General features: G+C 44.4%; 11 protein-coding genes. All 11 read right to left on the bottom strand.

All coding sequences use genetic code 11. From position 1 onward, the window contains the following. Positions 1-1,695: 1,695 nt before the first annotated feature. On the bottom strand, positions 1,696-4,008 hold the full coding sequence (gene dpdD, locus ACWYU8_RS15310) for a protein DpdD (protein WP_457520561.1): 2,313 nt from the start codon (positions 4,006-4,008) through the stop codon (positions 1,696-1,698). Further along, complete coding sequence (gene dpdK / locus ACWYU8_RS15305; protein WP_457520559.1) at positions 4,008-4,556, bottom strand: phospholipase D-like domain-containing protein DpdK; 549 nt, start codon at positions 4,554-4,556, stop codon at positions 4,008-4,010. The genes dpdD and dpdK overlap by 1 nt, the downstream gene beginning before the upstream one ends. Further along, the gene (dpdJ, locus tag ACWYU8_RS15300; protein ID WP_457520558.1) at positions 4,553-9,061 is read right to left on the bottom strand and encodes a protein DpdJ; all 4,509 of its coding nucleotides are present in this window, start codon (positions 9,059-9,061) and stop codon (positions 4,553-4,555) included. Before dpdJ ends, dpdK begins: the two co-directional genes overlap by 4 nt. A 7-nt stretch (positions 9,062-9,068) precedes the next feature. After that, positions 9,069-9,842 carry a hypothetical protein gene (locus ACWYU8_RS15295; RefSeq protein ID WP_457520556.1) on the bottom strand — a complete coding sequence of 258 codons (774 nt, stop codon included), beginning with the start codon at positions 9,840-9,842 and terminating at the stop codon, positions 9,069-9,071. 8 nt (positions 9,843-9,850) lie between these two features. Continuing rightward, complete coding sequence (dpdH, locus tag ACWYU8_RS15290; protein WP_457520554.1) at positions 9,851-12,925, bottom strand: protein DpdH; 3,075 nt, start codon at positions 12,923-12,925, stop codon at positions 9,851-9,853. Beyond that, on the bottom strand, positions 12,925-13,812 hold the full coding sequence (dpdG, locus tag ACWYU8_RS15285) for a protein DpdG (RefSeq protein WP_457520552.1): 888 nt from the start codon (positions 13,810-13,812) through the stop codon (positions 12,925-12,927). Before dpdG ends, dpdH begins: the two co-directional genes overlap by 1 nt. A 336-nt stretch (positions 13,813-14,148) precedes the next feature. Beyond that, a complete protein-coding gene (locus ACWYU8_RS15280; RefSeq protein ID WP_457520550.1) occupies positions 14,149-16,494 on the bottom strand; it encodes a UvrD-helicase domain-containing protein in 2,346 nt (781 codons plus the stop codon). Continuing rightward, positions 16,484-19,882 (bottom strand): NERD domain-containing protein, encoded by a 3,399-nt coding sequence (locus ACWYU8_RS15275; RefSeq protein ID WP_457520548.1) that lies wholly within the window; start codon positions 19,880-19,882, stop codon positions 16,484-16,486. The genes ACWYU8_RS15280 and ACWYU8_RS15275 overlap by 11 nt, the downstream gene beginning before the upstream one ends. Positions 19,883-20,016: 134 nt before the next feature. Next, on the bottom strand, positions 20,017-22,611 hold the full coding sequence (gene dpdF / locus ACWYU8_RS15270; protein WP_457520546.1) for a protein DpdF: 2,595 nt from the start codon (positions 22,609-22,611) through the stop codon (positions 20,017-20,019). A 19-nt stretch (positions 22,612-22,630) separates the two neighbouring features. After that, complete coding sequence (gene dpdE, locus ACWYU8_RS15265; RefSeq protein ID WP_457520544.1) at positions 22,631-25,780, bottom strand: protein DpdE; 3,150 nt, start codon at positions 25,778-25,780, stop codon at positions 22,631-22,633. A gap of 214 nt (positions 25,781-25,994) precedes the next feature. Beyond that, positions 25,995-26,627: a GTP cyclohydrolase I FolE gene (gene folE, locus ACWYU8_RS15260; RefSeq protein WP_457520542.1), complete on the bottom strand. Its 633-nt coding sequence runs from the start codon at positions 26,625-26,627 to the stop codon at positions 25,995-25,997. Positions 26,628-26,632: the final 5 nt, after the last annotated feature.

Below are 26,632 nucleotides of genomic sequence, written 5' to 3'. Positions count from 1 at the left end.
TCACAAAGTCATTGATTAATAGATTGGTACATAGCAATTGCGCAGCACACAGGCTGTTTCGATAAATGATGACGTCGGTTATGTCAAAGTGTTCCTTCATCTTGAAGTCTGGGGCTTATTGCATCCTCACTTTGAGTGGTAAACGCTTCCCATCTTACTATGGGCCAGTGGGCGTATTGCATCCTCGTTTAGACTGATGGTGCAGTCGACAGCTGCCGTTTTGGCTTATTGCATCCTCCATCAGTGGCTATGTGTTTTTTTGTGCGTAGTGACGTTATGTATTGAGGGGGCTTTATGATAGCAGCGCCGGACTAATGTCGCCTGCCATCGTTCTCAATCACCGAATAACGCTTGAACTTCCATTCACTTCCTTACATTTTGTTCGGCACCCCTTACCAGTCCTGGCTTGGGTTAAAGTTTGCGGCTTCGTCTAATTTCTTAACTAAAATTAGACGAAGCTGTGATGCATCTTTGTGCATCGGTTAATCGCTGTTTCCTCTTTCTCGACTTTAGGAACTCTGAAAGCATATATTGTGATGCCTTATTGGGGAAAACATCGAGCTTGAGGTGAGCGATAATTTCTTCATCATGTAAATTCTCCTTTGATGGCGGGTGTGCTCAGAATATCAACGCTATTGCGTTTGCATCTGGAGTAAGACAAAGATGAGCAGAATTGGAATATGTTGAACCAATAAAAATGAGCGAAAACGAGAGGGTGGAATATAGGCTCAGAGGGGACGGTAGCCTAAGAATAGACGCTAATACAGACATAATCGGCGTAGAAGCTTGAAATAAAAAATCGGTGGGTCTAACTCTAGAAATTAAACCCACCGATACTGACGTGAGTTGCTCGTGTTTACATTGAGAGTACCTGTACCAATGAGAAAGGAGCAAACTCTATCTCATACTCCTTATTGACCATTAGGACGGAAAAACGCCTCGTCTGGAGGCATAAATTGTTACGCCTAACTATTTTTCATCGAAACCCTGTTGTGGTTTTTATTTGAACTGTCTGCGCTTGTGGGCGATTCGAATGGCCGATAAACGTACTTAGATTGAACGTATTTCGTATAGACACGTTAGCCGTCTATATTTCTATCTCCGGCTTTTAACGTTTTTCATCACTTACCTGAAGGCTTTTTAGTCCTGCAATTAACATTCTTTGGTAATCTCAAAAGGCGACTCTCAATCGCATTGTCCATTCAACTTAGGGAGATTTTGAACGAGTTTAAAGAGGTAAAAACGTGAGAGGCGAACCACAAAGTCGGTTGGTATAATCGCTTAGTGATCACAGTTAGCGACATTGCCCGCTAACGGGTTTCTTGACACAAACCTGTCAGTTATTGCTTACCGGCATGTCCAATTTTAATAGTGCGTCTTTATTCGTTAGCAACACCCGAAGCTCACCACATGAAACCACCAACCTCTTCATCCTCTCACCATCTCAACTTCACTTTCAATAATGTCACTCATACTCCTCATTTCATTCACATACACGCCATCAACGATGAAGTGAGCATCCGAGTTAGGTGCGTGTCCCATGACTTATGTCCCAAGACTTCGGGACCAATTTAGGAACATAATGTAATGACACTGTCTGCTTCAATAAACTAAATGTGCTTGATACAAAAAGAGCCCTCACTAATACTAGCTTAGGGCTCTATGCGCTTACGACTAAGCCTTCGTGTTACGTGCTCAATCGTGTTCTAGTAGGCAACGTAACATGCTACTACTCCCCTTGCCTTGCGGTTGGAGTAACGGCTTACCTTTACGTTCAGCCTTTATTGAGTAGTAAGCTTGGTGAGCTGAGCTTAACCAAGCAAATACAAAATAATCCGACTCTCGAGCCAGCACTTTTAGCGTTTCTGTTGCGACCTTATCGCTGTTAACTCGTACGTCTGCATTTGGGAATAATTCCATTAGCCTGTCTCTTACTCGATGAGCAACTGACTCCGTCAATGTATACAGAGCTATACGCTTACCATTGAGATCAACCTTAGCGTTTTCAGAATTGACATCCTGAGCCTCTGGTTGCACTATCTCAGGTATTTTCAAAGACATTCCAACTTCACCACAGAGGCGAATAAGCGTCTGCCATTGCAGGTATGAGTAACGCATTGGACTCATCGAGAATGTATTATACACCGATAAGAACAACTCCTCTCGTTCCGATGGCTTAGGGCAAGGATTAAGGAAAAGCAGTTCAAGCATATCAAGCCAAATATCAGCAACAGACGGCCCGGTGCCACATGCGCCCTGCAGCAAGCCCATAGAATCAAGAAGGTCACTGTACTTACTGGTGCTTAGCGTACCTTGCAAACAACCTCGAGCAAGATCCGTAGCAAAGATCATATCCTCTTGTGAAGTATTTTGATCAAGTGCTAACAGCTCGATCAGTGCCATCCATACTAGTTGCCATTGATTAGTTGGTTCATGATTAAATAGCCAAGTCGCAAGTGATGTTAGATGCTCTCGCAACGCCTGTGCGGCACGCTGATCATCACTCCCAGCACAGCTCTCAATCATGCTTGCGAACTGCTCGCAGTTCATCGCATCTGATGGCCAATGCTGAGCGCCGTCTTCTGCCAGAGTTCGCGCACCACGCCAGTCAGGCTCAGTAATCAATTGCGCTAACCAGCCATGCCATGTCGTGATTTCATCGGACTTTGCTTGTAAGTGTGGAGAAATATCAGAATAGAATTTGGCATAAACAGGCTTACTCAATAACTGCTCACGAGCCTCAGTATCTAGATCACTAAGCAAGCTATTAGCTTGCTGCGCAGACTCTGGCGAGACAAGATAAGAGGCGCATTTCAAAGCCACAGCGGCAACGTGATGCGCTGAAACGCCATTCCAATTTCCTTCTACTAATTCATCAAGCACTGCTTGCGGGTCTTCATCAGCTAACAAGCTAAACTGCTGGAACTCACTAAGCGCAGGTACATATGTTGATGCTGACGTCGAAGTGCTCTCAGGTTCGATAACCTCAGGCTCACCCAGGTTAGATTGATAAAACTGCGCAAGCAGTTGCTCAATCCAAAAACGATCGTTATCGGTGTAACACTTCGCACCCTTAGCGAGTTTTTCCGCTCGGCGGCGTTTAACGGTGGGGTCACTCTTCGAGTCTGACAGTAACCACAGTAATGTCGCTTTCACTGCGTTAGGCGAGGTCACTTTTTGTAGTGTGATAAACAGACCGCGATAAGGCTTTAGCAGTGTGGAATCAAATAACTGGCGCTGACCTGTTAGATCTTGCTGCATTTCCAGAGCTAGGAGTTGATAGCCATAGACAGCTTCCATCAAGGCTTCTGTTAATACGCGAGGTCTAGGTAGCTCCATTACAATATGTAGCTTAGGGTGGTTGATGATCTTGTCCCATTGCCCATCTACCGCATGACAGCGCAGTTCTAGGAACAGTTCATTCTGATCACCAATACCACCAGCGCGACGCAATTCAGCAAGATGCAGATAAGCATCAGCACCATTCTGGCGATAAAGCGCAAAGTGAACATCACGTAAAATACGACCACGATGCCGCACTAAGTTTAAGCGTCGTGCAGGACGACTCACTAACTGGCTACGTAAACGCTCAAGCGCATCAAACACTTCATCGACACGACCTTCCGTTGCAGTAAAACGAAAGACTCTGAAAGAACCTAAGCCTGTGTATGCCTCCATCAATGCCAGTTCTATTGAGTCAGTAGGATCAAGATGATACGGCTGATTAATAAAATCTGTGTAAGAGCAACCGACATGCGCCGTCAATAACTCCCCTAGCTCAACCTGAGCCGATTCGGTGTCGGTAAGCGCATACCAGGTCAGCTTACCATCCTCTCCCTGTCTAGGAAGAATCACTGGGAAGCGACCTTCAACGACGTGCTCCAACCAAGGCTCAAGCTTTGTTAACCATGCTGGATTCAAGCTACGGTTATAGATCTGTGACCAAGAGATAGGCGCACTTTCAGGGTAAAAACGCTGAAGAAAATCATGTTTTTGCGGAATGCTCATTATGAGATCCCCAATACGTTGATATCATCACCATACGCCTGCATAAAATGCAGCTCGGCATCAGCGATAGCCTGTTTGCCGATATCGAGGTTGATCTGCTCGTCATTAAACTCCACCCCACCTCGGGTAAGGTTCATTGAGCCGTGAAGGTAAAAACTGCGGCCAAGAATGCCTTTGGTATGCAGTTGCTTCTTACGCACGATCTTCAGGCGATCTTTCACCCCATAATTCTCTACACGCTCCTGCAACTGACGCAAAAAGCGATCATTGTGAGTATCGACATTGGTCACTAAGTTCAAGCTACCACCATTGGCCATCATGCGTGTAAGCAGTTCGGTAATCTGCACCATGCGCTGACCCCAAGCAGGTTCAAGATAATCAAAATTTCCGGTGCGATTATCAAGCAACTCCAAATCTGTAACCCAAGGTGAAACAAGCCAAAGGGTTTCGCTTGGCTGAATCACCTCAGTGACCAATAATGAACTAAGCACATCCAAAATTTCGCCCTGACGCGATGTTCTTGACTTAAAAATACGTCTGATTGTCACTGTATAGCCTCCACGATCTCTAGTTGGATACACAACTCGTGCTGCTCTCGGCGCACTGCTGATACGCGTGGATAGAAGAACAAACCATACATATCTACTGGTTTCACCAATAGCTCAGCCAATGCTTGGCTGACTTCTTGGTCCGTCGACGCGATAAGTTCACAACGTCCTTGCATTTCTAACGTTTGATGACAGGCTTCAAGCCATTTTTCATCAGAATAAGACACGGTCGCACAGGTTTCACCCGTGAAGAATTTGACCAGTAAACGCTCTGTTGGACCTGCAAAAGCATAAGGGTTGTAATAGGTTAGATGAGCATCACGCACAGAATAGCCGCGCGGCCACAACAGACCATTGATGACATTAAATCGCCAAGTCTGTAAATCCCCCTGAACCTGGTTCGCATCTGGCAGGCGATTGTCTAACTGGGTGTTCAAAGAACAGCTAAACGCATAAACACGCTGCGGGACTTCAATGCCTAAGCGCATCTCTTCCGCACGCCAGTTCGCTTGTAGTTCATACAACATTTCATCTTGCTGCTGACCACTCTTTGGACGCAGTAAACGGGTATTCACCGCAGACATAAAGCTATGACTGGTCATAAAGCCGGTTTGTTGAAACGTTGCCAATAGTGCATTTTGCGCATTTACCTGGCTTTGATGATCCGACGCTTGGCGCATTGCCTGCATTCTCTGAGTCAGTGGTGATTGATCTTTCAACTTTTCAAGCAACTGAAAGATATGGTTGTCCATCACCTCGTAATCACCTGCTCGCAGGTTGAACTCTAGCAATTCAAAGAAACGTTTTGGATTCTCGCTATAGGCCTGCTGAATTCGCTCAATAACGCCACCGCCGCCAACGGTTGTTTCCGATAGCCAGATTTCCATCTCACCCTCACTCAATTGCGCACGACGCGCAGGTCCAGGATCAAGGTCAAGGACGATATCTTGCTCATCAGCGTCTTGGCAAAGCTGCAATGCAGTTTGCTGTAGCGCACCGCCTAAGGTGTTCTGAAAACAATGTTGAATCCATGACTGCCAAGAATCATCAGGTTGCTCCCACAGCAATTCAGCCCATTTCGCTAACTTGGTGATTACACCAGCACGTCCCAGCAACTCGATAAGATTTTGCTGTAAGTCTTGCTCGCCATCTTCGATGGCAATACCCGGAAGCGTTTGAAAGATTCGTCTTGGGATTTCATGTAGTTCCACTTGAGCCGTACCATTTAGCAATGCATCCTTCGCTTGTTTAATACTGCACTGACTCAACATGGCCTCACAACAAAGACCTGCGAGCATTGACTCTGCAAGCCATCCACCCAAGAATACATTATCTGTCAATGTGCCATCATTGCTAACTTCATCAATGAAGCGCGCCGTGCGTAGACCAGCTAACAACTCTGGGTCTTGTTGCAACGTCACCATGTCTAGTTCAGGCAAGTTCCAGCGGAATGCGACCGCATCTACCCATAATGAGAAGGCAAGACTTGCAGGTTTCTCTTGATGAACAAACTCGAAGTTAACCGTAGCACTAGGGGTATCCCCCTGGAACTTCAACTCCGCTTTTGAACCGGTAGTGAGTCGAATCACTTCCACAGGACAGTGTTTGTGGTGAGTAAAGAACTCAATACCATTTAAAATATTACTCCACGCATTACGCATTGGAGTTTCAGCACTATTCCGCTCTTCAGGCGGACGAATCTCAGTATGCCAGTTTAAGAATCCTTGAGTGGTATCAAGCAAGCGCCACTCTGGATTAGGGGTACTAGCCTTTACCTCATAAGGGCGGAAACATGCGATCGTCTCAACTCCTGTACCTGTTTCTATCTGGCACTCACCCATTGCATCAAGGCGCTCTTCCGAACAGTAATCTGTGATTGGGAATGGGTAGTCTCCCGCAACAGGTTGAGTGAAGCTTTCTGGAATCACCCAATGTTTCTGCGCGATATGATCCATTGCAAAACGCTTACTCACACGTCCTGGAGCAAAATCTCGCATCCCTTGAAGAATAGGCATTAACGGCGCATCGTCATTCTGGTATTGATCAGCGGCGGAGAGATTGATTTCCAACTCTGGTAAGCTCAAATCATTAAACAACGCTGACGGCACAAACTCTGGCATCGGAGCGGCGTCACGACAGTTATCCTTGCCAGGAACACCATTTTTTTCCCAACGGGTGGTTAGACGACGTAACACGGTTGGCAAGAATGCTGTCATGATTGCACGTGGCGGTTGCCAAAACAGTGAGTCAAGCAGGCGATTATGCTCTGGATTAGAAGAGTTTAAGCTCAACGCTTTACTCACAAATTCCATCAATTCACTCGCACGAGTTGGGTCACTGAGGACTTCTTCAACCTCGACTCGAACCTGCTGTTGACGTTTAGGACTTTTCTGCGGGCACGATAAGTCATTCCACAGGCCACCACCAGATAATGAAAACGCAACTTTTGGTCGCTGAGATAGCCAGTCCATCGTCGCGAATGCGGCTTGGATTCGCATAACATAAGAGTTGTGAACAGGCAGACGTCTTGCCCTCAATTCCGGATTGAACAGGTCTTCATAAGACTGAAACGCCATACGATCACGACCATAATCCGACAGCACCACAACCGTCCATGGACGCATTTTTCTTTGGCGTCCCCCACGCCCCTTACGCTGCAAGAATTGAGCATTGTCTCGAGGTGCTTTGTGCTGGATCACAGCTCCGACTGTTGGATCATTAAAACCAACCTCAAGCGAGGCTGTCGCGACAATCACATCGGCTTCTTGGTCCACACCTGCATCTTGAGATGAGGTGCGTTTGATGTTTGCTCGGTCAACGGTATCTAAGCTATGACCAATCTGATTAGCTAACTTCCAGTTTTGCCCGAAATCAAACTGCTCATCACCAGCGTTCATCGGGGAACGAAGCGATGCAAGCGGCATTTTAGTCTGGTTAATATTGCCGTTAGAATAACGACCTTCCGCATCAAGCAACTGAAAATAAAGACGGTTGATGACGTCGATATCGTCAGTAAACACAAAGCTACGTGTTCCAAACAACCCTTTGCTTTTCGGGTTCCTACCTTCATCCATAATGCGTTTTGCTAGCATTGATGTCTGGATGGTCGTAGATAACAGGCTCGAACTTGAAGCCGGATCACCACGCAGCGCCAACATATATTCTGCACCTTCTTGTTCCATCTCTGCTTCAGTAGGACTAACCTCCACTACTGAGTGCTCTGGCAATCCAGTTAAGGAAGCAAAAAAACGAGTCGCTTGTTCTAGGGTTGCCGACAGACCAACAAAATGTGGTGTTGCTTTGGCTAAATGACACCAACGTCTTAGTAGCATCCCAACCTGAGCGCCACCGACGCCGCTGTATGTATGCACCTCATCAAGCAGCACCATGGACGGCGCTTTGACTCGCTCGCCGATACCAAAGATATGACGGTTATTGGGGTTGCCCATCTGACGATTAAGCATCTCTGTTGAGGTAAACAGCAAGTCAGGCGGTGACTTATGCATGCTTTCACGGGTTAGACTGATTTCATCGGGCTCAATAGCGCTACTACAATTCTCGCAACTTAGGCGTTCAATACCTTGCTCACGCTGTGTATCGAGCCATACCATGCGGCCCGTGCACTTCTCATCAGGACATGGGATGTACTCACAAATCACACCACCAGGTACCTTGTTCCACCCTCGACTTTTGGCGGTAATTGACCGCGAATTGATCGGTGCCATTCCAAAATACGCGCCGATGCGAATTTTTGCTTGTGCTAGCTTTCCATCCAACTTACGAACTTGACGCCAGGTCTCAATGAACTGGTCTTTAAGTAGCTCATTTCGCGGATAAATCGCCAATGCCTGAACATAACCACCACGACCAGCGACTTTTTTATTCGCAATATGAGTCAATGCCGGAAGGTAAAATGCTAACGTTTTACCACTACCTGTGCCTGCACAAACGATCGAACCCGATGCACTACGGCTGCGAACACCACTCAATACCGTCGTACAGGCACGCTTCTGAAACTCTGCCAAATCATAATAACCGCCATCATGACGCAACAACTCTTTTAGCAACTCACTTTCTGTGGCGGATAAAGCAACGTCAGTTTGTAATGCATTGATAACAGTTTCAGTCGGTACATTACGCTTCGGATACTTACGCTTACGGCGCAAAAAGCGATAGTCGGACACCAAGGTTGCCGCTTGTTTCCAAGTATCACCGTTGACGTGCTTCGGAAACATCTGACGAAGGGTACTGAAAAGACGCACCCCTTCAGCCATGCGGGTACGGTAATGCTCTTCGCCAGAATCATCATCTGACCAAGAGACCATTAATCCCTTCGCAACCATCTCATCAATCACATCATAGGCGTCTTCATCTTCGCCAATAATGCCTTCGACAAGTTCAACCAACTCGTCTTCAGCAAAATACCCCTGCGTATTACCCCATGTTAGTAGGGCAGACTCACGGGTTTCCAGCTCATCAAGAATAGAAACAAAATACTTTTCCATATCCGTCTTAGCCTCGCTTAATACGATAGCGACTTACATCATCGTTTTCTGTCAGCCAATCTAGTACTTCTTTAGTCAGCAAATGCAACGGCGCACCCTTACTTCGGCCAGACGCCATTAAGAACTCATTTACTGCCGGCGGGATGTCGAGATCCATCTGTCCTCGCAGCGCGATCAGACGCGCCTGACGCTCGTGAATCTCATCCAATTTTTGCTGTGAATGCGGAATACACTTAGTTTTTTTCTCGAATTCGTTTTTCTCTAGCAGATAACCGTCAAACAAACGTCTACGTTCATCAATATGCATTTGGCTGCCAAGTAAGCTTTCGTCTATATACCAACTATCGCGAAGCTCTTTTACATAAATGACCCATGCAGGGGTTACGTGCTTTTTGAAATCATTGGTCAGTGCTTCCATCTCCGCACGGAGTTTAGCCCACTCTTGCCCTTGGGAATTACGCACGTCATTCTTTTGTTCGATAAACGCCTGACGGAAATTCTGCAATGCATAGCGCACACTTGCCACCGGGTCACCTTCCATTTCAGCAATGATTGCTTCGCTTCCATCAAAGTGGACATTGCCAAGCAAAAGCAGGTAAGCATCGCTTTGAACCTGTAGTTTGGCTGCTTCTTCCGTTAGACCTTTGGTTAAGAACATATAATCGTCACGGATCTGCGTTTTACGCTTCAACTGATCGTAGTTTTCGAGCAGTTGGTTTAACTTTTCACAGCGTTCAAGCAAGGTTCCGCCGCTAAAGGAGTTGTTATTTTGATTGTTCATCTGCACGCTCATTTGCTTAACTCCTCTAGTCGCACCTCAATCTGGTCTAGTTGGGTAAATACGTCCTGCTGAGCTTGCTCAATTTCATCACCACCTTCATTAGTGATCTTGGTCATCAAGAAAGCGGACGTCTTTTTGTCAAACGTTTCGAAATCCGTGAATAGTTGCTTTGCCATTTCAAATTGCTCTGCATCCACCGATACGATCTCTTTTAGCAAGCGGGCTTCATTCTCGTTCGCTTCTGGCAGTTGTAAGCTACTTAAGTTTTTAATTAGCTTTACTCGACTCTCCTCAGACCAAATTTTAAGTCCATCACGAAGTTTAATCGAAGCTTCTGTCGGACGCACCACGTCAGCGTAGGTAGCCAGTGATAGAATTTCCTGAATCATCTCACCTGCCGCTTCGATCGAATCTGTATCGCTATCAAACAGTTCACGCAACAACTCTGCCGTAGGTAAAACTTGATTACGCAGTTTCGGTAATTCCTGTAACACCTTTTTGATGATATCTGGCTCATCAATTTTCGGTTGCTTCAAGGCCTCAATAACCATCAAGCCATCAATGGCGTAAGGCTCTGCACTTGGCTTTTTCACTGCAGCTAATCGAATCAGTTCATCACGTAACTCTTTACGACGACGGGTCACCACCCCCCATTGTTCCTCAAGACCGCCCAGCAATTTATATTCGCGTTGTTCTTCGGTTGCCAACAGCATCGCTTCAAGGCGTTTAACCCCTTCGCGCGCATTCGCTCCTTCTGCACCCATAAAATTCGCCCCTTGTAACAACTTATGTGCCACACGAGATAACTGTTTTCGCTCCTTGTTTACCAAGTGTTCAATAACTTGTGAAGCGGCATCATCAAAGAAGTTTTGGTAGTAAAGGTATGCAATATCCCCGCCTTCAAATTCCCAAGTCTTGTTATAATATTGATAAGCCGCCATCGCATTAAATGCAGGGATCCATTGCTCTCCCTTGCTCTCAAACAGTGTGTCACTGTTTAAGTCAAGCACTGGTTGCGTCCCGATGTTCCCCGTCTTTGTTGGGAGATGAATCATCTTTGGTGAAACCTTTTCAGGACTACATGCATAATGCACCCAGTCAATGGTTGCATTTAACCCTTCTGCAATCCATTTCCGAATATCAGCCGCAAGGTTCTGCTTTAACCCTAAACCTTGGTGCCATGCATCAAGGACCTTGCGCCAATCGGTCAATTCAGGCGGTTCCGTTGCTACAACGACATGATCGACTTCAGGAATATCAACTTGTGGCTTAGGTGGAATTACCTCATCACCTTGTCCGATAGGATCTGGCTTTAGAGTCGACAACTGAGGTGTAGGCGTCTTCACGCCTGATGAACCTAATACTTGGCTCATATCAGATAAGTTAAACTCATCGCAAACCTCTAAAGGTAGGGCGTTACTTAGCGCTTGAACCGTTGATAGGTTTCCGCCCCAAATTGCTGCTACGGTCTTCGCACGTTCTGGTTGTGACAGAATATTAAATTGTGTGCCAACCGCAGTATTGCCAATAATTCCCTGCCATTTTGCTGGCGGAAACGCATCCGCTAAGTAGGTTTTTCGCTCTTGCTGTAGTGGATCACGTAGTAGATAGTGCAAAATAGAACGAGGATGGAATTGAAGATACCCATCAGCAACACAATGTTTACGCGCCAGTTGTTCAAGAGCAAATCGGTTATATGGAAACAGTGGATGTTCTTGTCGGGAGTAGCCAAACGCATCTAAACGCGCGCGGTGAGCACTTTCCGTAATCTCGGCATCATGCCACACCGGTAACCACTGCTGTTCATTGCCAGTTTGTTCAAAGATGCGCGTTAACTCACTTTCACCATAGCGTGCTGCATTTAAGTAGCGGCCACAAAAATCGACGATACGCTGCATCGTCTCCGCCTCATTTTGGCTAGCTGACTCAATCAACCACTCATAACCCGTCCGACCTAAAATGCCATCACGTACATGTAAGTAACCAGCAAAACCTTCTGTAACTGCAATCACAGACTTTAAGCGACAAAGAGGCTCACGCTCATGGTGCTTCTCCTCTTCCATCAGACATTCAATAAACTCTTTTTGGATGGCAGTGGTCGTGGTGAAATCTTCAATCAGAATAACCAACTCATTGTTTTCATTTTCAGCGTAAAGCTGTTGGCGAATGCTACGAACAACCTGCTGAATGGTCATTGGATTGATCTTTAGGACTTCTTCGACCGTTTTGCCGCATGCTGTGTACAGAACTTGGTTCAATGTCCAAGCAGCCCCCTCACGAGCCTCAAGTTCAGTCAACAACAAGTTGTTTCTGATATACTCTTGCACCTCTTGTGCTGCTGGCGCCAACTGATCCCGAATTTCAAAATCCTCGGGTTTCATTTGGTAATCTTGCTCAAAACCTTGCTCATCTTTAACACCTAGTGTTAGACGTTCAGCAATGTTGTACAGACAAGCACCTTCGCGCGTGAAATGTTTGGTCAGGTGGCTATCTTGTAGCAACGCTTGTAAGCCTTCACCATGCGTCAAGACGTTCTCAAGCCACTCCTCCTCTTCAGGAGAAGATCCACCGCCTTGCTCCTCAACCATTCTGTTGACTTTTTCTAGCTCTTCATCCAAACACAAACGCAATTTTAGAGCGAGATGCTCCGCTACATGTCGAACATTGATTTCTTGGCTAATACCGTTAATTGCTCGGCGAATTTCATCGTAAACATCACCTTCTAATCCGTCAGTAAGTAAACGGACCACATCAGCAATTGAAGAGCTTTTGGGAATGTAAATTATGCGATATTTATCAGCATCAGGTTGACGCTTAAGTTGTGCACCTAACCAACGAATAATGTGTGACTTCCCCACACCTGCCGCACCTGTAATTGGGATTGGACGATTGTGCTTTAGGAGGAATTCAAACAGCGCTTGTTCGTCTGCACGCTGCTCGTCACTTGTTGTGTGTTGGCGCTTAATTAGGCGCATTGGCTCATGTACAGCAATTAGCAAACTGCTGGATAGAGACTCGGCCTCGGTCAAGATACACTCTTCAACTCGACTACTTTCTGGCCAATAGTTTTGTAATACCGCCATTATTTGTCTCCCAATACTGTCACGTGAGTCACACCCATTAATACTTTATTGTTTGGCCCCTTTAGGTTTCGTAAGCCTGCATCTGACAATTTTTGCAACCGTATCGTTCCCGAGTGATGAAGGCGCAGCAGTGCACGAGAAAGTGAGGTAGATAACTCACTATCCGATGGTTTGGACCAATTCTTACTGTTAATACCTTGCTCTATATGTACACGATAAGTTCCACCATCAAGTACCGGAAGACGCTTCGCTAGCAACTGCAGAAAGCCTTCAATAGTGAGTAGCTTGTTTTTTTCGATTGGGCTGTCAGCTGCAAGTAGCTCTTCTTTAATCGCAATCGTCGGATCAATGGTGTATGAACCATTACCGATGCGCGCAGCATAACCTAGCCAATGCAAATAGTTAGGCACAACCGTCGTTTCATTGCCATTAATCCGGAAATCACTCAGATAGCTATTAACGATGTCTTCTAATTTATTTGAGCGGATTTCGGGGTGTCGATACACATCAATGCTCAGTATCATGCATACCAGTTTGGTTAGATCTACTGCTCGTTGGTCGCGAGCATCAAGATTAAGATTATTTTCCTCTGCTAACAGGCAACGGCGAGTACCTGTTGATGTCAATACATTAGCATCCGCGAAATAGTCACTATTCAGCGCCAAACCATCTTCGGCTTGACTGAGTAGCCCTAGGCTTGTCCAAGCATTAATCTCTAGCTCTACTTTTGAACGTGCACTGTCGCCAGACGCCAAAGTTTCAGGACGGCACAAAGAAACAATGGCATCTTTTGTCATTGGTTTTCGTCGGTTTCTTTCAAGGACATTACGTATAACAGTCAGCACTTCAAACTGACTGCCACCGTGGGCATTATTAGTAATTGGCACCTTCAAGGTCTCCTTTAAACGCAATAAATCAACCAACAATTTTGTACCAAAAGTACTTTAGAGTTGAATAGATGATTAGCGTAATGGGCTAAGTCAGAAACCTAGTTTATGAAAGTGATTTTTATGAGTTAGACAGGGGGACAGCAGTCTTTAGGTAGGAACCCAACGTAGTATTACGCCAAATTAACGATAGAAAATATAAGTTATTGTTTGAAAAAAATAAAGCACAGGTATCGGTAAATTGATCGGATGCTCATAATTCAAACTGACTACTTGGCTTACCTTAAAACAATAACGCCTCTTCGAGAAGAGGCGTTAGTACCAGGGGAGTATTGGCTAAGTGGTTTGTTGTCGAGCTTTAAGCTTCCCATCAACAAAACTCATCTGCCGGTGATTGTTGGTAATCAAAGGCGAACCCTGCTTTTGAGCATGTACACATGCTTTGTCGTAAGCCGTTTGCCATGCGTAATAGTTGTTTGTATCTTTGAGTTCACTATCATCGCCACAGATGAGCAACAATTGTAACTCAGCGCGTGTTAGTGCGACATAGAAATTGCGCATTTCTTCAGGTAACAGATCCTGAGTATGGCGCTGTGTTAAAGCATCAAACTGGTTACTATAAGTTGTCTTCTTCTCACTATTCTTCGCAAACAGATTAATGTCTAATCCATGCTCTTGATCAACAATGAATTTTGGACGGGTACCAGTATTTGCATTGCGCTCCATATAAGGAACGATAACAAACTTGAATTCATCTCCTTTCGAGCGGTGTACTGTCATGATCTCAATCTTACCTTTTGCTTCAGAGCTTAACCCTTTCGGTAGACCCTTAACTTCGGCACCGGAGCGGACTTTTGTCGCTAAAGTATCAATAAATACTGGCAATGAAAGAGAAGCACTATCCATAGTCAGACTGTTCGCAAAAGAGAGTAAGTAATCAAGATTGAATACCCCCTGGGTATTATTATCAACATAGCAACGTTCACGGACTTGAAACTCACTGTAGAGTTCTTCAATTAGTTGTATCACCGAAAGGTATTTAGATTTCTCACTGAGCTCAACTATGATTTTTCCAACCTTAGACTGATCAAACTTATTTCTGATCTCTTGTGCTGCAAGTTGTTCAGTCACGTTTAGTGGTAAAGCAATCTCACCATTGTCTGAGTCATTATGATTCGCCCAATATGAGGTCGTCATCACATTCAACATTGAGGCACTATCGGGATACGAAAAAATACACTCGAGGACTTTTTGTGTATCTGTAATCTCTTTTTCCGCAAAGATCGATTCACCACTTGAAAGTGAGACGGCCACGCCTTGTGCATCTAAATAATTGAACATAGATTTTGCTTGTTCATTGGTGCGTACCAGTACCACGATATCATCGTGCGTTACCGGTTTTTCCTGCTCATGCTGCGTACCTTTTTCAATCTTAATATAGGTATGACTTAACAGGCGTTTAATTGCCAACTCGGTGGCACTCTCCGAATCTTGTCCCTTTATGTGTAATAGAGATGGCATCCTAGCAGGCAAGGCATAAATATCTCGCGGGTATTCCGCACACTTCAACGGCTGATTGATACCAGAAAAACGTTCCTTTTCAGCAGCCTCAATATATTCAAACAAGGTATTTTGAGCATCAAGTAATGACTGCGCAGCTCGGCCTGAGTAATTGAGTTCAAGGCACGATACACCGTTTCTCTCAGCAACATTCCCCAATGAGTTACTGGTAGCACCGCGAAATCCATAAATCGCCTGCTTGGTGTCCCCCACCAGCAATACGTGCGCGACCTCGTCTCTTAACTCTTGAACAATATTGATCTGCAATTTATCAGTATCTTGGAACTCATCAACAAATAGGTAGCGGTACCGCGCTCCCAGACGTTTTTTAATCTTAGGATCGGATTGAATCAAGCGTAGCGTTTGACTGATCAGATCATGGTTATCTAAACAGCTTTGCTGATATTTTTCTCGGCGGTAGGTCTCAAGTGCGTCATGAACTAACTGAGCGGTAGCCACTCGATTGTCATAGTACCGATCCTTAGATTGCTTATTTTTCGTCGCCTCAAGCACTGCTGCCGAGTCAAATCCTAAGTTGCCATAGTGCTCAATCACGCTATCAATTAGGTTTACCGTTTGATAGTCTTTTAGACCACTATCTTCAGGAAGAAAGTGAGGTTTACTCCCTTTCAACAGCTCATCAATTTGCTGCTTAATCGCCTGTTTTCTAAGTTCAGGACTCACTTTGATTTCTGCATTTTTAGAAATGCCGAGGTCATAGCCGAACTCTTTTAGAACTCTCGAACAAAAACTATGTATGGTTCCTATGTAAGTGTTTGCGATCCGCTCTTGTTGTTCTAACCAAAACTCAACGCTAGAGATATCATCTTCTTTGCTTGCCCGAGTTAACTGAGCATCAAATTCGTCCGCCAAACGACTACGCAAATTGTTAGCTGCCTCATTGGTAAAGGTGATCATTACAATCTCATCAACCATAACACCACCAACCTTCAGCAGGGCCAATAAAGCACCAACGCTGACGTGTGTTTTGCCAGAGCCGGCACCTGCACTGACTAAGGTCATTTTTTTGCTAGGGTCAATAACCGAACCAATGATCTCTTCTTGTTGAGGTGTGACACTGAAATTCAATTCAGAAAGGAGTCTAGACGCTTCATTTTGCATTTGAATTTTCCTCAGTGCTCATTGGTAAACACAACAAGTTACTTGGGCAAAACTTACAGTGGTTTCCTGGTTGTTTGACAAATGATTGACGACTCATCTCGCGAATATTCTCAATAAAGGCAGCTTGTTCTTCCTGGTTCATCTCAGCTTTAGCATCAAAAAATACCTTTTGTGCCTGAACTTGCGGGGTATCATTTGCATCATCACTATCTTTAGCTACAGGCAGTAGCAACTCATTATTTATCACGGTTTGAAACAAATGATTATCGTTTTCGCTGGTTGTATTTTTTCCCCAGAACCTTTGTTCCTTTGGTGACTCTAGTGTGAATCCTTCCCCTAGATTTTTAAATTTATATCGATTATCAAACGTTACTTTTGAATATTGCTCTAGCTTTGAAAGTTGTAGGTAACTCTCCCTGGTATCAGCCTCGAGATCTGATATGTATGGGTAATAAGGCGCTATTTTGCTCTGCCAGACATCGCTTTTTAACCGTTTAAGCATCTGCTCACTGATAACTTCTCCAGACGTCGCTGCGGCAAAAAGAATACCCTGCTCCCATTGTGAACCCGAGTAAAGCGTCAATTGCCACTCCGTTTTATAGCAACCAGCCCGACTCGAGACTTTTTCTAGTAAATAACGGTAAGGGCACAGGGTATATACCATCATCTCAGCAACGGATACGTTCTTTACTTCACCAGCCATCTTAACTTTGGCTGCTGCGTTCCAATTCCACGCAATCTGTTTTGAGTCTGCAGTCTTCTGGTTTTCAGATACTGCTAACCTCTTCGCCAGTAAAGTGTAATAGATTGACTTGCTGTTGCTTTGGCTACCATCATAGCGACTAAAGCTAAGGTGGAATTGTTCTTTGGCACAACGAAATACAGAAAGAAACAAGTAACGTTCAAACTTATTGGAATCGTTAACCTCCAAATCACCCAGCAACTCTTTACTATCAAATAACCAGTCGTTGGACGATTTTTTTGGTAGTCGTTGGTTATCTGCTCCTACATAATAAATGATGTCATAACCATCGGGGCCATTAGTCATCAGACCATCAATTGACTCTGGCATTACAATCTTGATCTGAGTTTTATCCTGACTCCAGTTTCGATCATGCTCATCAATCATCTGCTCTTCAGTTGTTGCCAAGCTGTTGATGATTGAGCCAAACTCTTGGTGAGTAAGCGTGATACTTTCCGTCTTTTCGAGATCGTTAAAAACATCTTTTAGCTGTTTCAATAGTGTTGCTTCAGTTCCAGAAAGGGGGTTATCTTCAAGAAAACGCTCCAACTCCTCACTAAGCAATGAGATGTGCTGTGCAATGTCGCGGTTACCTAACTCCTTATTAAACAGTCGCGTACAAACCGTGTCGAGGTGCATTAACGCTCCCAACCATTGTTTAAATAAGATGTCACGATTTTTAAGACAGGCGAGTGGAAAACGACTGTTATCTTTGTCATTTACGTTATAAGTTCGCGTTAGAACATGCTCCCATTGCTGTAGTGTCTGACTTTTGCTGAAAAGTGGTTTGATAAATTCAAAATCAGCCAGTGTTTCACGCAATCCTCGCCCTAACCAACCCGATGCAATGATGTCACTAAAGACATTGCAATCCACGACCAGACGCTCGTTTTCATGATCCCATATCTTATATAGGCTTAAGATGAAGCGCCCAAAAGGTGTCTGCAGGAGTTTTCGTTGAGGAAGATCCAAGTACTGATTTAAATCCGCATCGTTTTGCAGTTTACTGATGAACTGCGGGGCATAGGTGCCAAGGTCGCGAGTGACAATCGCGATCTTCTTCTTTCGTGTAGACTTACCCTTGACCTGTGATTTGATCTTAGCGCAAACATCTTCAATTTCTTGGCTAATAAAATTGTACTCTGTTGCGGTCACACTGCCATCTTCACTACTGTAGTGGTGATCATCCTCGTGAAGTTTACACTTGTTGTCTGTAATGGTTTGCAACTCAAAAAGGTTACCTTTCAACGCATTTAGGTCATTCTCTGATTCCAAGGGTTTGTCATGGTACTGCAGCGTTTCAACTGTTGCGTCTTTAAAGGCGCTGACAATATGATCTTGGTTACTGAACCCCCATTTTTGCTGCTCATCGTAACTGTAGAGAAAAACGACAGTGCTACCAAAGCTTAAGCAATGGTCTACATATAACTTTTGAATAGGTGTTAAACGGGTGAAGCCTTCCATAATGATCGTCGGATGGGGTACATATTCATTCTTTAACCAGTCTAAAATTGCTTGATTACTAGTGCCAATAACATCATGTGCGTCATGCTCACTTAATGCTTGTATTAACGACTCTTTTAGTTTGGCAAATTCCTCGAAAGAGGCTAGACTCGTGCAACTTAATGCAGCTTTTTCACGACTATGCTTGTTTGATAAGTCAAACTCTGCACTATCAAGTTCTAAGATTTTATTGAATAGGTCATAGACGTCTGCATTAAGTTGCTGCCTGCGAGGTTCATCATCAGCAAACTCAGCATTGATGATGCGACGCAGAAGAATAATCGTATCCGCCTTTTTCAACATACGTTTATTCATCATTTTCTCGATAACCTTATCGAACAACAGGTTACCCTTCTGCTCTACAGCTCCTGAGTTTTCTCTCCCGCGCAAACGCTCTAAACCTGCGGTGGCAACTAAATAGGTACACGAATCATTGATTTGTTCTGGTTTAAATGTCTCGCCTAAAAACTCCATAGTCATTTCTTTACTAGGAGCGTAGCCCTTATATTGAACACAAACCAGTTTGCCCTTGTTGGACGAACTTTTCGGTTTTTCGAGTAGACCTTGGTTTTTTTTCTCGTAATCAAAATTATGCATTGGCTTCACACCAAATGCATTACAGATATCTAACCAAAGCGATGGCGAAATTTTAGGCTGACCTCGGCCAATCGCGCTACTGTCTTTCTTATCCGAGAACCGGATGAGTTTATCATGGTATTCATTGGCAAATCCTTTATCTTGCCACTCTTGCTTTGAAATAAATGGCAAAGCCACGCAGTGCTTTACTGCGTTGGCAGGCAAATTGATGCCTTTAGATTTGAGAATATCAATAAGGCGGTACTTTTGTTTTTGTACCTGATCGAAAGGATTAATTTCATCCGCATAAAATGATTTGTTCATTGACCAAGTTCCAAGGGTCACCTGCTCAACATCATGGATTCTGCAACCCTTTACTTCGACTATCGTGATACCTAGATAAGGAGAAACCACGATAATATCTGGCTGGAACCAAGACTTACCTTCAAAATATAAGTTAGCCTTGTTTAAGGCAAAGCCATCGACACCTTTGAGCGACTTTTTTAGCTCTTCCCAAACGGCGTCTTCACCTGCGTTGTCGTAAACTTTTTTAGGAAAAAATATCATCTAATTTTGTTTCTTTTTTTTTGTCTTTATTCGTTTTTATACTTAAACACTGCCGTATATTAAGCTAGCTAAATTATTTAAATTTAATAAGTTTCTTGCAAAAACGCCTTGTCCTAGGGGTAAGGCGAATATGATTATATATTGTCTCTAATGGATTGCAGCAAATTCTCGGTACGTATCCAGTTTTTGTTATCCAACAACACAAATAATTCACCTGTAGGATGGTTTGGAGCAACCATGTCATCAGGTACCAAAGCTAACTGCAATGGGCTTTTACTAGGGCCTCGTAGCGGACGTGGCATAGCAAAGTGTTTTTCTCCATCGCGCCATGATGGAATCCAAAGTTCTGGCCATTGCGGCGCTGGTAGTTCGCTGCCTTCATCGGTAAAACGTACGATCAGGTGAGATGGGAGACCACCTTGACGTAACGATGCCTTTTCAAGTACGTTATATTCTTCTCTGGTTAATCGAATGCTTGCAATCAACCCGACCCGATATAGTTGCTTGATTACGTCGATAACATGTCTTTCCCAGTTACGTATTTCCTTTTTTGAACCATCAGGGCGTTTATACATTAGAAACCCCCGACGAACTTTAATACCCGTTAAGTTACTCCAAACTTTAGGTGAGTCCTGAAGAAAATCTCGATTAATGCGGCTCTTTGGTAAGCTATAATCGAGTAGTTGTCCGGAGGATTGCCGACAAAAAGGACAACCACCACAAGCCTTCATTGTCATAGTGTCAGGTAATTGATATAAATGAGTTAGCGTCTGACACAAAGACTGACCTGACGTATTTTTTAGCCATGATCGCAGTGCCTCAAAGTTCGAGTTAGATGCATCAGCAATGACCTTTCTGAAAGGTTCGACGTTTTCGTTCCAAAACCCAATATCGGTATGATTTACCACCAGAGGTTTGACGACCAAAGAGTTACGATATTGATCCATCGCCTCTTCTAATACTTTTTCATACTCTTCGTCCGACTGGCCTTCTAATTGTTCAGGCATCTGCTGTCGAACTGCATCAAGTTGGATCACTCCTGCACGAACCATCAATAAGATGGTGCGCAAGTTCCAACTTCGATTACTTTTTGATTGGGTTTTTAGTCGCTTAACAAGGTGCTTCAAATTAACACGATACAACTCTCCTCCAGGCAATGCCTCCGCTCGCTCCCACATGCTTTCCCAGCGTTCATGACCAAGATCGACACTGATGACTGCTTCGGTACCAATTTCTTTGGCTAACTGAGCATCTTTTTCGGTATAGATCATGATGGAAGTCGCCGCTTTACCATCACGACCAGAACGACCAACCTCTTGGTAATAGCGGTCCATATTCTCCGGGTAAGTAGCATGAATCACACAGCGAACGTCATTCTTATCCATACCCACCCCAAATGCAGAGGTTGCGACCATAATATCCAGTTCACTGTTGGTCCACTGCTCGAGAAGTTGAGCCCGCTTCTCTTTACCCGTTTTACCAGTAAACTCACCAACTCGACCATAGCCTTGATTTTGAAGGTATCGATTCCATTGTCTAGCTTCACTTGGCTTTGTGAAATAAAGAATCAGTGGTCGTGGAGCGTTAGCTAACGCTTCTATCACCCATTGATTTTGCGTCTCTAAATCTGGAGCTTTCGCACTCCAATAAGAAGGCTCGGGCCGAAGGTGACATGCATGTACTTCCGTCATGTGACTGTCGAAGATGTCACGTAGTCCCTGACGAGTATCTTCAGTCAGGGTGGCTGTCATCAGAATGGTTGAACAAGGTGTCACACCTTTCGCTATGCTGGCATTGCGCAAGCCACGAACAAGACCACCAAGTTGCTGGAACTCAGGGCGGAAACCCGTCCCCCACTGAATAACCAAGTGTGCTTCATCAATTATGAGGTTACGTAAACCGCCATTCTCGGCGGCATCAAAAAGTACAGGTGTGAGTGAACTACAAGCAGCCTCTGGAGAGGTGACTATAAGACGTTGGGTACCTTGCCGAATACGCTTTCTAGCTTCACTACGTTCTTCCGGCTCTAACCCCGAGTGCCAAGCTAACACGTCTTCCGCGCGACCACCTTGCCGTAAAATCTCTTGGCGATATCGTGACGCTTGCTCAAGAGCAAGTGCTATAGTGGGTACAATGACGATGCTCAACGCATTCTCTCGCGGAGCAAACATCGTCATAACCTGCCCCACCAGAGTTTTACCAGTGCCCGTTGGCAGGTTCACCAACAACGTACTACCAGGTTCACTCATTAACGCTGCTCGCACTGCATCACGCTGACCCGGAGCCTGATAATGTGTATAAGCATCTCCCATAACCCTTTTTACGCCAGGATCAATTGGAACTGCACTCACTATGCGACGTTGCTTTTCTGCCCATGTATCAGTAAAAACTGGCTTTTTGCCATCTTCTAGCCAACTAGGCTGCCACATGCTGCCAATACTAAGTAGATAAACTTCGCCTAAACGCTGACAATCTATTCCACTTTGCTGCCAATCTTGCTCCTTGGGCCACGTTCGATTGTATATTTCGGTAGGTACACGAATTTCGATACTTGGGTCTTGTACTGCTTGTTGCTGTAGCCAATGAACAATCGCACCTCGACGGTCCAGTGGTTGGCTATTCTCTTCCAAGCATTGCCACACACGACTCTCTACGGTCGTCATATTCTCTGGCTTATCGAAGCCCTTATGACTGCCTTGTTTCAGGACAGAATGGAAAAACTGCAGCATGTTACTGTCTAATCTTTACTTAATTTAACGACGACTGACCAGAGACCAAAAATACCGCTTTAGCAGCCAAGCATTCATATACTGGTTGATCAAAGGCTTGTCTTAGTTGAGCAACAAAGCTCTCAGGCAAGTTTGGGTCCGATGCAAGGTAGTTTTCTAGGTTACTCTGACCTGTACGATGAATATCGTGATATTTGGTCGCCAACGAAACCAACGCACTTTCTTCTATCGCAAGGCACTGTTCACGCCATTCATCCTTCGAAAACAAATAGTCAATATCTGACCATGTTTTAGCTAGGTTAGTATCACTACCACCATCGCTTTTCTTGCGATATTTTTGTGCAAAGAAATTAACTGCTTCCTCAGGTAATGGTTCACCATGAGCGTTCAGCCATAGGGTAAAGCGTTTAGGCGGCATAAGTTGATCACTAATTCGAACTAGAGTCGACGCATATTCGTCATTCGGGTCAAACTCAGTGGTCGCCAAGTACTCAAGGCAAAAAACGACGCCTTCACCATCTTTATCCATCGTTTTAACTTCACGCTTCATTGCACTTGCTAAGCCTCGGGCTTCATATGGCAAGATCGATAGCATGGCATCGTGGAAGGGTTCACCTAGTCGTGCGACACGTTTATGGGCACTTTGCGCATCGCTACGAATGTAATCCATTGGATAAGTAGTTGGCGTAGGAAACTCTTCATTTTCTGATTCAAACCCCAAAAGACAATGTTCTCTAAGCATATGTACATTGACCATGGTAGCTCGACCTGATTGCTGAGGTGGAAGATACACATAACGGTCTCCGAACGAGCCAAAACCTAACGTTTTGCTAATCCACGCTCTAGCAACTTCCTGAAACTCGTCTTCTCGCTCATCAACGTCTTGCAGTTTATAGGCAAACTGTTGTGCTTCTTGCACATCCGTATCAATAGCCATCAGTGCTTCTAGATTACGGATTCTTGTCCATTCAGATTCCAATATTTGCCCTGAACCCACAAGACGTTCATCGAGATTCTGTAGTGCCTCAATCCCCTCTAGGAACAATTCCTCAGTCACTAGATTCATCTGCTCTTCAATAACAAACTGCAAACCTGCAATAGATTGCTTGAACATCTCAAACGAGTTGTCCAACACATTAATCCATAACGTCGCAAATGATTGCGCATCATTCGACTCAATGACCATACTACGCACAGGTGCAGCAAACTGATCTGCAGCATAACGGTTCATTCGCCCATTACGCTGTTCCATGCGGTTAGGAGACAGTGGAATGTCGTAGTGGATAGCTACACGATGTCCACCGTGTAAGTTAATCCCTTCTTCAGCGCGGCGATCGCAAATAAGCACACGACATTCCGGGTCCTTACCAAAACGTAGTGGTTGATTTGGATTATAACGCTGAACTTGTTTGCGTGAGTAGTTAAAGCAAATATCGGCGCTAAGTTGATCTGCTGACCAAGGATGATCACAAAAAATAACCACACCTGCTCTGGTATCATTCATCAGCGAATCAAGTTGCTTAACTAGTACTTTTAAGTATTGCTCTTGTGCATATTCGCCTTGTTCAACAATTTGTTCAAGTAATTCAGATTCATCCGGCACTAACGCTGAACATAATTGCTCTCGTTGCTGATCTGACAACAGGAAGTCTTGCTGAGACAGTTCTAGATTAGACAAGCGAGAATTTGCCATCTGGGATAACACTTGTGGAGACCCTAGACTTGCCTCTACAAACATCATATATATCGCTGCAAAGCGCTTGCTGTACGGGTCGTTGATCAGCATATGCTGATGCCATGTTTCCAGTGCTTCATTTAATCCAGCGCTAAAATAGGTCATACGTTCAAGACCTTGTTCAGCCAAGCCAGGAAGTAGTTGAGAGATGCCCTCAGATGAACGACGATTACGCAACATACGGTGGTGTACACCATGGCGATTAGCGATATGATTACGAATCTGGCGAATCAATTTATCGGCTTTTTCACTTCGATTGCTATTGAAACGAGATGCAGCAAGCGAAGGCTCTAATTCTTCAGCCTGTGCCAAGAAGACTTTATCGGACTCTAGTGTGCTCTTAAGGATTTTTAGGTGCTGGAGCAATTTTAGGTTGATGTTAGTAGTGGTAAATGACTGAATCAAACCACCGATTTTTTCACGCTGTTCAACTCGTTTACGGAACTCAGTAACACCTTTCTCTGTAAGGCGGTAACTATCGGAATCAAGCAGATGCAGCATTGCTAAAAAGTTACGCTCATTACCAACCAGCGGCGTCGCCGAGAGTAGCAGTAGCTTGTTACTCATATGCACTAGCTTAGCAATACGTTGATAAGCTTGTTGCTGTTGTTGTGAAGTTGACCACCCCCACCCAGCAATTTGGTGCGCTTCATCAATCAATACTAGGTTTGCATCAAAGGTCGTCTTATCCACTAGGTACTGGTTATAAGTCTGAACTATAACGCTCTTATCTAACAATTCACTTAAATGAAAGCGCTGAGAAAGCTCTCGGACCCATTGTTGATGAAGAGCTTCAGGGACTAAGACTAAAACCTTGTGAGAGTCGGGATAATCGAGTACGTGTTGACGAAGGATTAACCCTGCTTCAATAGTCTTACCCAACCCAACTTCATCAGCAAGCAAATAGCGCTGGATAGGGTCAGAGAGAACACGGCGAACCACGGCCAATTGGTGTGACTCTAATTCGATTGATGAAGACAATGCTGCAGTAACACCAGCACATGCTTCACGCTGATCGAGCATATGATTTTGAAAATCGACACGAGCTTCATGAAAGTAAGGAGTGTAGGTTTGTTGATGCGCTAGCCATTCAATGGGAGATGAAAGAGGTCTATCCCAACGAACATAAAGGTCAGCTTGTGGCAAATGACGATATTCATCATTTGGGAACTGCACTAAGTAATCAGCCGGTGGAGGTGCTTCACCAACAATACGCCCCGTGAGCCACTCTTCACTTGCATGTTCGTAGTAAGAAACAACCGTTTCGATAAGTAACAACGCTTTATCTACAGCATTGATATGGCACTGCTTTTCATGCACTACCATACACATAGGAGAGTCAAAATAAGTGACAAAAACAGACTCTCCATCAATTTTAGAAATTTTCCCTAGCCCTAAGCCATTTTCTACACGTACAAACTGACCTACTTCCAATTTAGATTTCCTATGTCATCAATTTAATGTTGGGGAATTTATCTCTAAACTGTGATAAAAATGAAATGATTAGGATAAATGCACGTTCGTTATCTAATGTGAACAACATATCATAAAATTAGCATAGGCAGGAGACACATATTGTCGCCAAGAAAAAGATTCGCAAAAAAATCCCTCTATACACGAGGGATCACATTCACTGTTGTCTTTAGAACTAGAATGGTTCGAGTTTCACTTCTTTAAACTTACCACCTCTTTTTACAGTAGTAGTTTTACTTGTTACGTCTTTCACCCCACGACTCTTCACACAATAATGTGTAGCTTCAAGCTTCACATAAACATCTTCCACACCCAATAAAGTTTTTAGAGCAACAAAAATTTGGGCTGTTAGTCTTTCCTGCACTTGTGGTCTTTGAGCAAAGAAGCGTACCAATCGATTTATCTTAGATAAACCAATCACCTTGTCGCTTGGTATATAGCCAACAGTTGCCATCCCATCAATGACGATCATATGATGCTCACAAGTGCTAGTAAATGAGATATCTTTGACTACGATTTCTTCATCGACATACATCTTGTTCTCGATAGTGGTGATTTTGGGAAAGTTCTCGTAGTTCAAGCCAGAGAAGATTTCATCGACGTACATTTTTGCCATTCGATTGGGCGTCTCGGATAAGCTGTCGTCACTCAAATCTAATGACAAAGCGTTTAGAATGTCTCGTACGGCGTTCGAAATTAAATCTAACCTCTGACTTCGATCTAAGCTTTGCTCTTTCTTCGGTGTTTCAAGGCCGCATTCGCGTAAAGCATCTCTAACTAGGCGCGCTTCATGAGAGAGTTCTATCATAATTG

The organism is Vibrio limimangrovi, assembly GCF_054064025.1.
This window is presented reverse-complemented; position numbering and strand designations above follow the sequence as displayed.

Bases quoted from the DNA above. Each gene is read 5' to 3' on its own strand.
- dpdD (WP_457520561.1), bottom strand. From the start codon at position 4,008: ATGAGCATTCCGCAAAAACATGATTTTCTTCAGCGTTTTTACCCTGAA.
- dpdJ (WP_457520558.1), bottom strand. From the start codon at position 9,061: ATGGAAAAGTATTTTGTTTCTATTCTTGATGAGCTGGAAACCCGTGAG.
- ACWYU8_RS15295 (WP_457520556.1), bottom strand. From the start codon at position 9,842: ATGAACAATCAAAATAACAACTCCTTTAGCGGCGGAACCTTGCTTGAA.
- dpdH (WP_457520554.1), bottom strand. From the start codon at position 12,925: ATGGCGGTATTACAAAACTATTGGCCAGAAAGTAGTCGAGTTGAAGAG.
- ACWYU8_RS15280 (WP_457520550.1), bottom strand. From the start codon at position 16,494: ATGCAAAATGAAGCGTCTAGACTCCTTTCTGAATTGAATTTCAGTGTC.
- ACWYU8_RS15275 (WP_457520548.1), bottom strand. From the start codon at position 19,882: ATGATATTTTTTCCTAAAAAAGTTTACGACAACGCAGGTGAAGACGCC.
- dpdF (WP_457520546.1), bottom strand. From the start codon at position 22,611: ATGCTGCAGTTTTTCCATTCTGTCCTGAAACAAGGCAGTCATAAGGGC.
- folE (WP_457520542.1), bottom strand. From the start codon at position 26,627: ATGATAGAACTCTCTCATGAAGCGCGCCTAGTTAGAGATGCTTTACGC.